This window comes from Chryseobacterium taiwanense (assembly GCF_000813825.1).
In the GTDB taxonomy this organism is placed as follows: Bacteria; Bacteroidota; Bacteroidia; order Flavobacteriales; family Weeksellaceae; genus Chryseobacterium; species Chryseobacterium taiwanense.
In genome coordinates, this window is record NZ_JWTA01000002.1 from 106,274 (window position 1) to 119,855 (window position 13,582).

At 36.1% G+C, this 13,582-nt stretch carries 8 protein-coding genes; all 8 read left to right on the forward strand.

The genetic code is table 11. The annotated features are described in order from the left end of the window. The first annotated feature begins 81 nt into the window (after positions 1-81). The 8 genes from RM51_RS02435 (at position 82) to RM51_RS02470 (ending at position 13,553) form a co-directional block, all read left to right on the forward strand. The gene (locus tag RM51_RS02435) at positions 82-3,186 is read left to right on the forward strand and encodes a TonB-dependent receptor (RefSeq protein ID WP_039364769.1); all 3,105 of its coding nucleotides are present in this window, start codon (positions 82-84) and stop codon (positions 3,184-3,186) included. Between the two features lie 63 nt (positions 3,187-3,249). Further along, complete coding sequence (locus RM51_RS02440; protein ID WP_039364771.1) at positions 3,250-3,996, forward strand: glycerophosphodiester phosphodiesterase family protein; 747 nt, start codon at positions 3,250-3,252, stop codon at positions 3,994-3,996. 315 nt (positions 3,997-4,311) lie between these two features. Further along, complete coding sequence (locus tag RM51_RS02445; protein WP_039364773.1) at positions 4,312-7,284, forward strand: SusC/RagA family TonB-linked outer membrane protein; 2,973 nt, start codon at positions 4,312-4,314, stop codon at positions 7,282-7,284. Positions 7,285-7,328: 44 nt separating this feature from the next. Next, positions 7,329-8,792: a SusD/RagB family nutrient-binding outer membrane lipoprotein gene (locus tag RM51_RS02450; RefSeq protein ID WP_039364775.1), complete on the forward strand. Its 1,464-nt coding sequence runs from the start codon at positions 7,329-7,331 to the stop codon at positions 8,790-8,792. Between the two features lie 17 nt (positions 8,793-8,809). Continuing rightward, complete coding sequence (locus RM51_RS02455; protein WP_084110903.1) at positions 8,810-10,393, forward strand: calcineurin-like phosphoesterase C-terminal domain-containing protein; 1,584 nt, start codon at positions 8,810-8,812, stop codon at positions 10,391-10,393. A 168-nt stretch (positions 10,394-10,561) separates the two neighbouring features. Next, positions 10,562-11,275: a 3-ketoacyl-ACP reductase gene (locus RM51_RS02460; protein ID WP_039364777.1), complete on the forward strand. Its 714-nt coding sequence runs from the start codon at positions 10,562-10,564 to the stop codon at positions 11,273-11,275. Positions 11,276-11,866: 591 nt separating this feature from the next. Then, on the forward strand, positions 11,867-12,694 hold the full coding sequence (gene prmA / locus RM51_RS02465) for a 50S ribosomal protein L11 methyltransferase (RefSeq protein ID WP_039364779.1): 828 nt from the start codon (positions 11,867-11,869) through the stop codon (positions 12,692-12,694). 16 nt (positions 12,695-12,710) lie between these two features. Next, positions 12,711-13,553 carry an SH3 domain-containing protein gene (locus tag RM51_RS02470; protein ID WP_039364781.1) on the forward strand — a complete coding sequence of 281 codons (843 nt, stop codon included), beginning with the start codon at positions 12,711-12,713 and terminating at the stop codon, positions 13,551-13,553. Positions 13,554-13,582 lie beyond the last annotated feature (29 nt).

Sequence of the window (13,582 nt, forward strand, 5' to 3'; positions counted from 1 at the left end):
ATTTAATTGAAAAAATGTTAAAATTCTCTTAAACACCTAGGTTTGAAGGTCAGTATACCTTTGCACAGCTAATTTGACAAAATGAGAAAAGTAAAAATTGTATTGGGATTGTTGTTCTTGAGTTTCGGAACACTGGCGTATGCACAAACCACGCAGGCGTCGATTGTAGGAAAGGTAACTGGCATTGGAAAAACCGCTCAGGAGAAAGTGAAAGTAACGATTATTAATGAATCTACAGGTTTTAAAACTGAGACGGAAACCAACTCAAAAGGAGAATATATTTTCAAAGAAATTCCTTTGGGTGGACCTTATACGGTGATGGTAAATGATGAGAAAAGAGAAGGTTATACGGTAAACTTTGGGGATCAGGTAACGGTAAATATGAATTTAGGAAGTGAAAAAACAATCGAAGAAGTGGTTGTTGTTGGAAATCTTAAAAATAAAATCGGAAACCTTGGTGCTGCAACATCAATGTCAGCTAAAAACATTGCGATGTTGCCGGTAAATGGAAGAAACTTTACTAATTTGGCAGAGCTTTCGCCTCTTAGTGGTAAAAATGGAAGTATTTCTGGGCAGTTGGGATCTTCTACCAACTTTACGATTGATGGGATGACAGCAAAAAATCCAACTTCTGCGGGGGCTACAACAAGCCGAAGCGGCGCTCCGTTTTCTATTTCTATGGAAGCGGTTCGTGAGTTTAAAATTACAACCAACCAATATGATGTGACGTTGGGAAGAAGTGGAGGAGGAACAATAAGTGCAGTTACAAAATCAGGAACCAATAAGTTTTCGGGAAGCGCTTGGGAATATTTAAGAACCAATTGGCTTTCGAGTAAATATGACATTAGAGGAAACAGAATCAATAATGATTTCTCAACTTCTCAGTTTGGTTTCTCGTTGGGAGGGCCAATTATTAAAAATAAGTTACATTTCTTCATGGCTTGGGATCATCAGTTAGATTCAAGACCATTGCAGATTGCAGATATCAAATCGCATGAAGATGAATTGAGATTAAATACAACTACAGCAACGCTTAATAAATTCTTAGATATTGCAAGAGCAAAATACGGCGTTGGAAATACCCCTCAGTTCGGAAGTTTCGATAAGGTAAGAAATTCTGATGCAGGATTTTTACGTTTAGACTGGCAGATCAATGACAAAAATTTATTGACGTTAAGAAATAACTTTACTTATGATTTAAATAAAAACGGTTTAGGAGACAACACAGCAATCAACGCTTTTGAATCTTATGGTAATGATAAAAACTTGGATAACAGTTTATTATTGACATTAAGATCGAATCTTAAACCTAACATGACCAACGAATTAAAGGCTCAATATCTTTACACAGCTCAAGACAGTTACCAAAATGATGAATTGGGGCACGCAATGCCAAGAGCAATCGTTGAAAATATTGTTTCTAGCATCGATGGAAAGGACAAAGCAACGAATATTCAGATCGGAGGTCACCGTTTCGGACAGGAAAGTTTTAGAAATAATGTTTTCCAGATTGTGGATAACTTATATTATAACACCGATAAAATTAAATATACTTTCGGAGCAGATCTTATGTACACTATGGCAAAATCGATCTACGGAAGTGAGGTGAACGGAAGATTCCATTTCAGAGAAAATCCTGCAGCGAATGGAGGAGATAATTTATATAATTTTAATAATCTTATCGCTTATAGATTTTACAGAGAAGTTCCTTTGATGGATGATCCTTCAGTGAAATCGAATATCTATAATTTAGGGGTTTACGGACAAATCCAGACTAAAATTGCAAAAGGCCTTGATTTGATGGCTGGTTTAAGATTAGATTACGGAGGGTATCCGAAAGCAGGATTCAACCAGAAACTGTACGATGAGATGGGAATCAGAACAGATAATCAGATCAAATCATTCATTATTCAGCCAAGATTCCAGTTTGACTGGAATATTAATGAAGGAAATAAAGACTTCTTAAAGTTCGGAGCCGGGATTTTCTCTTCAGATATTAACAATTATATGATTATCAATAATTTGGTGTTCGATGGAAGGCACTTGGCAACGGTAGATGTGACCGGTAAAGATGTTCCTGTCCCGGACTTCAATAGCTATAGAAATGATTACGGAACAGTTCCTACGTTGGCGCAATATCAGCTTCCTACCATCAATTACACAGGAAAAGATGCAAAAGTTCCTATCGTTTACAAAGCCAATATTTCTTATACCCACTTCTTTAATGAAAGATTCAGAGCGGGAGTTGCGGGCTATATGGCTTTAGGAAGAAACAACTATTTCTATTATGACAGAAACATGGCAGCAAATCCATATTTCACTTTGGATAATGAAGGAGGAAGAGGCGTTTATGTTCCGGCGGCTTCAATCGCTGCGAATGGAACTATGAGTTGGAAAGACGGAAGAATCAACAAGAATTTCGGAAGAGTTCTTGAATTGGTAAGTGATGGAAAGGTAAATCAGTTTTCATTTGTGGTAGATACAAGTTACCGTTACTGGAAAGATGGGGAGATCACAGCAAGTTATACCTGGGCAGATATTAAAGACAATACTTCTTACAACGGGAATGTGGCAAATTCAGCAACTTTATCTACTCCGGTTGCGAGTGATCCGAGAGACTTAAGAATGAGCTATTCGGATAACCAGTTCAGAAATAAAGTAGTGATTTATGGTAATTCACCTACGATTGCCGGATTTACTTTAGGAATCAGATATGCCGGAATGGGAGGAACCCGTTTCTCTGTCACTGCCGGTGGAAACGTAAACGGAGATTTCGTAGATACCAATGATCTGGCTTATATTTTCCCGAATCTTACACAAACATTGATTGATAATCCGGATGTAGGACAGGCATTGAAAAATTATATCACAGATTACAATAATAAAGTGGCGGAAAGAAATGGCGGGAAGAATGGATTCTACGGAGTTTGGGATCTTCGTATAGCAAAAAAGATCAAATTTGAAAAAATCGGAGCTTTTGAAATTTCGGTTGATATTTTCAACGTGGCGAATTTGCTTAATAGAGAATGGGGCGTTAATAAATCATACAGTAATATGTCTCTTTACAGAATCACAGGATTCGATCCGGTTACAAAACAGCTTAAATATAGCTTAAATACAAGTGGTTTAGAACCATTATCAGGAAATCCTTATCAGATTCAAATCGGGGCGAAGTATTCGTTTTAACAATTAAATATTACTTTTATCTAAAAGTTTCAAAGCTTTTTATATAAACTATCAAATTATATTATGAAAAAAATTATCTTAGGGTTAGCAGTTTTAAGCACAGTCATCATGAAGGCACAAACCCAGATTATTGCACACAGAGGTTACTTTCAATCAGAACCGGCAACAACGGAAAATTCACTGAAGTCATTGGAAAATGCTCAGAAATTGAAGATATACGGATCTGAATTTGATGTAAGAATGACAAAAGATGGTGTTTTGGTCATCAACCATGATGAGCACCACGGAAAAATGGAAATTTCAGAAACTGATTTCAAAGAATTGGAAAAACTGAAATTGTCTAACGGTGAGGATTTTCCAACGTTGAAAGATTATTTAAAGCAAGGAAAAAAAGACAAATCACTAAAATTGATTGTTGAGATAAAGCCTGATAAAACAAAGGAAAAAGAAGATGAACTGACGGCAAAGACGATCAAGATGATTAAAGATATGAAACTTGAATCTCAAAGTGAATTCATTTCTTTCAGCTTAAATATCTGTAAAGAAATTAAAAGACTTGAGCCAACATTTAAAGTTCAGTATCTGAGAGGAGAATTGTCACCTGAGCAAATTAAGAATGAAGGATTGGACGGATTAGATTACCATTACAGTATCTTCCAAAAAAATCCTACATGGATTGCCGAGGCAAAAGCTTTAGGATTGATTACCAATTCGTGGACAGTGAATGATGTTGCTGTTTATGACGAACTGAAAAAACAGGGAATAGGTTTTATTACGACCAATATTCCTAATCAACTCAAAGGTAAGTAAGATTTTACCGAATATCTATTATGAAGCCTGTTTCTTTGGAGACAGGCTTTTTTATTTTTAATTAAAGTATAGCTACAACGGCGTGTTGTATGGAAAAATTTCAATTTATCAGGAAAAGACAATAAAGTTAGAAAAATAAGAGCTAAAATTTACATTAAAAATTCTTAATTACTTTAATTTATTGGTATTCAGTGTGTTATTTGTTTTTGTTAAAAATGAATTAATATTCCGTTTAATGATTCTTTAATAAATGTTAAAACCTTGTTAAAACCCTTACGGGAAGGTCGTTCTAATTTTGCGCAAACAAAAAAGGATATGCGTAAAGAGACTCAAAAGTTACTGGTTTTGGCACTCTTAGGATTAGTCAGTGTCAATCTAGCGGCTCAGCAAAAAGCTAAAAAAGATACCATCAAAAGTATTGATGAGGTAGTTGTAACAGCATTAGGGATTAAAAGACAAGATAAATCTCTGGGGTATGTAGCTACAAAAGTAAACGGAGAAGAGTTTACAAAAACTCAGAATAACAACTGGGCACAAGCTTTAGAAGGTAAAGTGGCAGGTTTGAAAATTCAAACTGCGGGAGCCGGACCGTTGGGTACTTCGAAAATTACATTGAGAGGTGCAATTTCTATGAATCTGGATCAGAACGGAGCTCTTATCGTAGTAGATGGAGTGCCTTTAGGAGGAACCAGCACAAGTAATGGCAGTGACGCATATGCAGCAGGATCAGGAGGTGATGTACCGGTAGACTTCGGAAATAATTTTAACAGCATCAATCCGGATGATATTGAGTCGGTAACGGTATTGCAAGGAGCTTCTGCAGCGGCTTTATACGGTTCCAGAGGAGCGGGTGGAGCCATTATGATTACCACAAAATCAGGAAAAACTAAGAATGGAAAAGTAAATGTAACATTTAATTCTTCATCCAGCTTTGATTCTGTTCTAAAATGGCCGGATTATCAACATGAATACGGACAGGGAACTTTGACGAAAAATACGGCAGGACAGTTCTATTATTCTTATGGGGCTTCGGCTGATGGAGTAAGTACAGGAGGAACAAGTAGTGCTTTCGGACCTAAATTTGACGGACAATATTATTTCCAATACGATCCAACGATAGAAGCGCAAAGTAAATCAAGGCAGCTTTGGAGATCGTATGATAATAATGTGAAAGATTTTTGGCAGACAGGTACTACCTATTCTAATACATTAGGAATAGAAGCGTCTAACCAAAATACGGCCTTCCGAACCTCTTTAACCTACCAAAAAAATGAATGGATGATGCCTAATACGGGATTTGACCGTTTTAATTATGCATTGTCTGTAGACCATCAACTGAACCCAAAACTGAAAATGGTGGCGAAGTTTGCTTTCAATAGTACAAAAAGTGACAACCTTCCGGCAACGGGGTATAATAACCAGTCGATTTCGTATTTCATGATTTTCCAGAATCCGAATGTAGATCTAGCTTGGTATAAACCTATTTGGAAGCAGGGTCAATATCAGACTGCACAGATTCACCCATTCAGTAGCTTTATTGATAATCCTTATCTTATTGCCTATGAAATGCTGAATGGTTTAGATAAAAAGTTTATCACAGGTAACGTCACGGCTACTTATAACTTCTCGAAACATTTTGATGTAATGCTTCGTTCCGGGTTAGAATTGACCAACGAAGAAAGAACAACTAAAAGACCTTGGAATTCGGCAAACTATGCTCAGGGATATTACAGAGAACAGTATATTAAAAACTCTGAATACAACACAGACTTATTATTTACTTACAAGAATAAATTTGGCAAATTAAACTATAATATTTCTGCCGGAGGAAATATAAGAGCCAACGAATACGTTCAAAACGATTATAAAGCAATAGGTCTTAGAGTAGCAGGTATATATGAGCTTAACAATGCTGTTTCTTTACAACCTATTGTGCCAATTCCTAAAGATAAGGAAATGAACAGTGTTTATGGTTTGGTAAACTTAAGCTATAATAACATCTGGTTCGTGGATGTGACCGCAAGAAACGACTGGAGTAGTGCTTTACCAAAAGCAAACAGGTCTTATTTTTATCCGTCTGTAACCACTTCATTGATCCTTTCCGATGTATTGAAGTTAAAATCAAGATTATTTAATTATTGGAAATTAAGAGGTTCTTGGTCTCAGGTAGGGAATGATACAGATCCTTATAGCCTTAGACAATTCTTCAATCCTAGTGATTTTCCAGGCGGAGCAGAAACCAATAATCTTTTATTGAATGCCAATCTGAAACCGGAAATGAATACTAATATTGAAGCTGGGATGGATTTTGGATTCTTTAATAACCGATTAAATTATACTATAACCGCTTATCAAAATAATACCAAAGATCAGATTATTCCTGTACAAACCATTGCAGAAAGTGGGTATACTCAAAGAATAATCAATGCTGGAGAAGTAAGGAACAGAGGGGTTGAGATGATGCTTACTGCTACACCAGTAAAATCTAAAGATTTCTCTTGGAATCTTTCTGCAAACTGGTCTCTAAACAGAAATAAAATTCTTTCACTTCCTGCAGAATTTCAGGGAGAACCCTATACCATGTTTAGTGTTGGAGGAGTCTTATTTTACAACGCAGTTGTAGGAGGTTCTTTAGGTGATATGTATGGATATAAACTGCAAAGAGCTCCGGATGGGCAGGTAATTTACGGAGCAGACGGTCTTACTGCAAAGTCTACAGAAGTAGAATATGTAGGAAATGCTTATGCTAAGTGGAGGATCGGTTTACAAAATACTTTCAAATACAAGAACTTTGCGGTGAGTTTTTCTATTGATGGACAGTACGGAGGTAGAGCGTATTCGCAATCTCACCACAAAATGTCTGAGCAGGGTAAGCTTACCAATACTTTGATGGGAAGGGAAAATCCTAATGGAATGATTGTAGGGCAGGGTGTTGTACAGAATGCAGACGGAAGCTTTTCTCCAAATACAAAAGAAGTACTTCTTACTAGTTATTATGCAGATTATTACAGAAGAGCCAATATTGAGACCAACTCATTCGATACCTCTTTCGTGAAGCTAAGAGAAGCCACTATCACGTATTATTTCCCTAAAGACTTAGTAAAATCTTTAAAAATGACAGATTTAAGCCTTTCGGTTTTTGGTAGAAACCTTTGGATGTGGACAAAATTCCCACTTTTCGATCCTGAAGCTGCGACTTTAAATAATGGTTCTATTACTCCGGGAGCAGAAGTAGGGCAGTTACCGACAGCAAGAACAGTAGGAATTCAGCTTAATGTTAAATTTTAAAAATTTTTTATCAGATAACCTTTAACAACCATAAAATCTACATAATGAAAAATACAATAATTAAATTTTTTGGTCTTTTTGCAGTTGCCTGTACGTTGGCTTCTTGCGACAGAAATTTTGAAGAAATAAATACCAATACCAGTAAGATATTTAATCCTACCGCAGGAAGCTTACTTGCGCCTGTGCAGTACAATATGGCGTCAGTAGGATATATGAGAGCAAATGATTTTACGTTTGATATCATGCAGGAAGCTATTGATTTCCCTAATGAATCGGTAACCAACGTGAGCCGCTACTATATCAGTGAATCTACAGGAACAGGCTATTGGAATAATTCTTACAAATGGCTGAAGCAGGTAAGAGATATGTACAATCTTGCTACAACACAAAACAACAAAAACTATCAGGCAATTGCTATGGTAATGAATGCCTGGTTGTACGCTAATCTTACCGATACTTTCGGAGATGTTCCTTTTTCTGAGGCATCGCAGCTTGCAGAAGGAATCAGCCAGCCAAAATTTGATAAGCAAAAAGATATTTATGTAAAGCTTCTTGATGATTTAAAAACAGCAAATTCACTTTTTGTAACGACTACACCTCTTACAGACACCGATTTGTTTTACAATGCCAATAACGATGTAAGCGGAATTCTAAAATGGAAAAAATTCTGTAATTCACTTTCATTAAGATTGTTGACGAGAATTTTGAAAAAGAATGGTGAGGTTAACGTATATCAAAGAATAAACGAAATTGTAAACAACCCTACAACGTATCCTGTTTTTACGGCGAACGCAGACAGTGCAATGCTTAATATCACAGGAATTGCTCCTCTAGCCACTCCTATTGCGAGATATCAGGATTTTACCACAGGACGTGCTGCCGGAGAATTTTTAATCAATACTCTTAAAAATAACTCAGCTACTGACCCAAGATTGGCTAGGTTCTTTTCAACAGCGAAAGATCTTGCAACCAACGCAAGTTTAGGATATAAAGGAGCGCCTGTAGGATATGCAGCAGGAACTTCTTTTAACTATCAACCTTCTAACGTGAGTGCTACCAACCTAGCAATTGCACCATTTAATATTTTTGTTATGCACTATTCTGAATTACAGTTTATTTTGGCAGAATTAGCATTTAAAGGTATTATCACAGGAAACGCACAAACATATTATGAAAAAGGTGTTCAGTCTGCCCTGGAACAATGGAGCCTTACGATGCCTACAGGATATTTGACGGGAACCAATGTTGCCTACAACAATACCTTAGAAAGAATTATGCTTCAGAAGTACTTAGCTCTTTTCTTCGTAGATGAGCAACAATGGTTCGAGAAAAGAAGAACCGGTTATCCTGTATTACCTAATAACGGAGGATTGCTTAATGATGGTAAAATGCCTCAAAGACTTTTATATCCGCCACTTACAAAAGTGTTAAATGCAGAAAATTATCAGATGGCAGTTCAAGCAATGGGTGGAGATCATATTAATGTTGTTAACTGGTGGAATCAATAAATCTTAAAAAAATAAAAATGAATTTTAAATATATCATTCCTGCACTATTAATTTCTTCAATCGCTTTGGCACAAACTTCGGTTTCTGGCTATGTATACGAAGATGCTAATAAAAATCAGAAGAAAGAAAACAAAGAAAAAGGAATTGAAGGAGTAGCTGTTTCAAACGGAGCGCAGGTTGTTTTAACAGATAAAAACGGAAGATACAGTCTTCCGGTTCAGGAGGGGCAAACGATTTTTGTAATCAAACCTTCAGGATACATGACTCCGGTAAATGGAAACAATTTACCCCAATACTATTATCAATACAAACCTGCAGGTTCACCTACAGATTTTAAATACAAAGGTTCAGCGCCAACGGGAGAACTTCCGAAAGAAATTAATTTCGCTTTGAACAAACAAAATGAAAGCAAGAACTTTGATATTCTGGTGTTCGGAGATCCGCAACCTTATACAGAAAAGCAGTTGGATTACTTTAAAAGAGCCATTGTAAATGAGGTTAAAACGACCAAGAAAAACGCCGTATTGGGAATCAGTTTAGGAGATTTGGTGGGAGATAATTTAAGCTTACAGAAGCCTTATGCAGATGTAATGAAAGAAATAGGTTTGCCTTGGTACAACGTCATGGGAAATCACGATATGAATTACGAGGCTAAAGAAGATATGTTTTCAGACGAAACTTTTGAATCCAACTTCGGACCTGCCAACTATTCTTTCAATTATGGGAATGTTCACTTCATTGTTTTAGATGACATTTTATATCCGGATCCAAGAGACGGAAAAGGATATTGGGGAGGATTTCGTGAAGACCAGTTGAAATTTGTTGAAAACGATTTGAAACTGGTAGATAAAAACAAACTGATTGTTGTTTCTTTTCATATTCCATTAGAACATAAAAACGAAGATAACTTCAGAAACTCAGACCGTCAGAAATTATTTGATTACTTGACGCCTTTCCAGAATGCCTTGATCTTATCGGCTCATACGCATATTCAACAACAGCTTTTTTACGGAAAAGCAGCAGGTTGGAATGGCTCAAAAGACCTTCATGAATATAACGTAGGAACAACTTGCGGAGATTGGTGGTCAGGAACTTCGGATGATTTAGGATTGCCGACTTCTACCATGAGAGACGGTACTGCAAAAGGATATTCTTTCATCAGTTTCAATGACAATCAGTATAAAGTTAAATACAAAACTGCCGGAAAACCGGAAGACTATCAGATCAACTTATACGTTCCGAAAGTGATTCCTTATCCATCAAAAACATCTGCGAAAATCTTGGCTAATTTCTTTATGGGAAGCAAAAAAGACAAAGTAGAATACAGAATTGATGATGAAAAATGGGAGTCAATGGAATATGATGAAACCGTGGATCCGACTTTTGTAATGTCGGTGTTCAAATGGGATACCACACAAAACATTTTCCCGGGAAGAAGACCTTCAAATCCGGAAATTTCAAAACACATCTGGACAGGAGATTTCTCTAAAAAACTTTCTTTAGGAAAACATAAGGTTGAGGTAAGAGCGACGGACATTTATGGAAATCAGTTCTCCACATCACAGGAATTTGAGGTTCAAAACTCAATTCTTATTCCTTAGTTTTTCATTTTTTACTATACTTTCAAATGAAGCCGGCTCTTTTAGGGTCGGTTTTGCTTTTCCGCACTCATAAACGAAGTGTAAATTTCCTAAATAAATCTTAATCTAAACCTTTGTCTCAACGAATCTTTCGTAAATTTGCTTAAACGAATAAAAATACTATTTAATATGAATATAAGCGGAAAAAATGCCATCATTACAGGTGGTGGAAGAGGATTGGGTAAAGCGGTAGCATTAGCGTTGGCGAATGAAGGTGTGAACATAGGAATCACAGGCAGAAACGAAGAAAACCTTAAAAATACAGTAGAAGAGATCAAAAATATCGGTGTGAATGCTGCCTATGCCGTTTTTTCTGTTGATAATGAAGCAGAAGTAAAAGCAGGAATAGAGTCTTTAGCAGAGCGATTGGGTGGAGTAGATATCCTGATCAACAATGCCGGAATCGGAGACTTTGGTTCTATTGAAGAAATGCCTTCCGAAACTTGGGAACAGGTCATTCAAACCAATCTTTTTGGAGTGTATTATGCCGCAAAAGCAGTTTATCCGTTCCTGAAAGCAAAAGGAGAAGGAGATATCGTTAACGTAGCCTCTACAGCTGGGTTGAAAGGCGGACCTAATATGTCAGCTTACGCAGCATCAAAAGCAGCCGTAGTTTCATTATCACAATCGATGATGGCAGAATGGAGAAAGCAAAACATCCGTGTAATTACACTTACACCAAGTACCATTGCTTCAGATATGTCTATTCAGGGTGGTTTAACAGACGGAAATCCGGATAGAGTACTTCAGCCGGAAGACTTTGCAGAATGGGTAAGAGATATTCTGAAAATGAACAGAAGAGCGTTAATTGCAAACGGTTCTATTTTCTCTACAAATCCATAAGATAGAAGTTAGAAAAAAAACTAGAGATTAGAAATTAGTTTTTTAAACAGTCATATAAGCGAACCTAGGTTCGCTTTTTTATGCATACTATTTGTCATTATTCACAATCTATAATTTTTTTTGAAGCTATTTCCCGCTTTCCATTACAATCTTTTTTTCAAAAAGGATTTTCATTGCAATCGGGGCTATGGTTTTTATACGCAATTCAATAATTCAAAATAACCACAAAGAATGTCATTCCGAAGGAATCTAAGTAAGAATCCTAAAAACATCCTCTAAATTAAAACGTAGTTTTAAACTTAATCATCTTAAGAACTTAATTAAAACTTAATGGTTCATTTCCCATGTGCACCTTGTCATTCTGACGAAGGAAGAATCTCAGCTTTATTTTTAGAGATTCTTCACTGCGTTCAGAATGACATAACTTCTTAGCTAAGTCAAACGCCTTTGCGAACAAAAAATAGTCTCAATAATTTCAAAAAACTTGGCGTTCTTAGTGTTTCAAATAACAAACACTTCAACCCCACTCAATATAACACAGCTTATTAAACTATCCCATTAAATTCGTTATTTTTGCAACAAATTATTCACATGCAAAATTATTTAGAATTCGATTTCAAAATTTCTCCGCTTCAGCCTTGGAATGAAATATTAATGGCAGAACTGATCGAGATAGGTTTCGACAGTTTCACAGAAGAACTGGAAGGGATTTTAGGATATATTCAGAAAGACTTATTCAATGAAGAAGATTTGAAGGCACTTCCGCTTTTCCAGAATGAAGAGGTAAAAATAGGCTATACTTTTCAGGAAATGCCGAATATCAACTGGAATGAAGAATGGGAAAAGAATTTTGAACCCATTAATATCGATGATAAAGTACTAATCAGAGCAGAATTCCATGAATCTGTTCCGGGAATGCATGAAATTATTATTCAGCCCAAAATGTCTTTCGGAACGGGACATCATCCCACGACGCATTTAATGATCCAGCAAATGATGGATATCGACTTCAAAGACAAAAAAGTCTTGGATATGGGTTGCGGAACCTCAGTATTGGCTATTTATGCAAAACAAATCGGAGCCGGAGATACAAAAGCAATTGATATCGACGAATGGTCAGTGGAGAATTCAAAAGAAAATGCAGTAAGAAATGAGGTTGAGCTGGATATTGAATTGGGTACTGCCGAAAACTTAGGAAAAGAAAATTACGATATTATTTTAGCTAATATTAATAGAAATATCTTGATCTCAGATATTCCGACATATGTTTCGGTATTGAATGAAGGTGGTAAATTATTACTTTCAGGATTATGCTTCTTTGATGTGGATGATATTTTAGAAGTCTGCAAAGAAAACGGCCTTGAACTTAAAAAACAGCTTCAAAGAGAAGAGTGGGTGAGTCTGCTACTTCAAAAATAATCACACCAATATTAATATGAAAACTTTATTCACGGCTTTATTTATCTGTATTGTTCAGATTGTTTCTGCACAGGAAGAAAATGAAGTCTATGCTAACGGAATTTTCCATTTTGAAGACAATAAAGCGCAAAAAATATTCACAGATTGGACGAGGGTGAGGCTCGATCCTAATCTGAATGCTCAAATTGTAGATTCATTACAGACCAATCAGCAGATTCAGATCCTTAAAAAAGAAGAAACGATTCTGAAACTAGGAGAAAGAAGTGCAAACTGGTACAAAATTTCTTATCAGAAAGGAGGTAAAGCTTCCGAAGGGTATATTTGGGGCGGAAATCTTTGTGTAGGATATAGAAATAAAAATGGGTATGATTTTCTTTTTGGAATAACAAAAACAATAAAGAAAAAGGATAAAAACTCTACTCAGGATTATGATCAAAACATTGCAAGTGTAAAAGTTCTTGAAGGAAATATTTTGGTAGATGAGGCTTCTTTTGATACAGGTTCTGGTGAAAGCTTGAGCTATGGTACATTCAATATTGAAAGTAATCATAAACTTCAAAATGTAGAACTGACCTTAAAAGCAATGGTTTCGGGTGAAGCCTGTGGAATTGCGAGCTATGATCAGTATGTTCTTTTTAAAGACAAAAAACTGATTGTTCTGCCGCAATTAATGAACGTAGGAGATGCCGATGTATATTACCATAGTGAAGAATTTGTTTTCCCAAACGACAAAGGTGGAATTCCAAATGCTTTTATCTTTAAAATGGAAGAAATGGAAAAAGATGACAGAGACCGTGAAAAGAAGAAAAAGGCATCAAGAACCTACCTTTGGGACGGAAATTCTTACAAATTGAAATAAAATATTTTTTATAATAGATTTAAAAACCA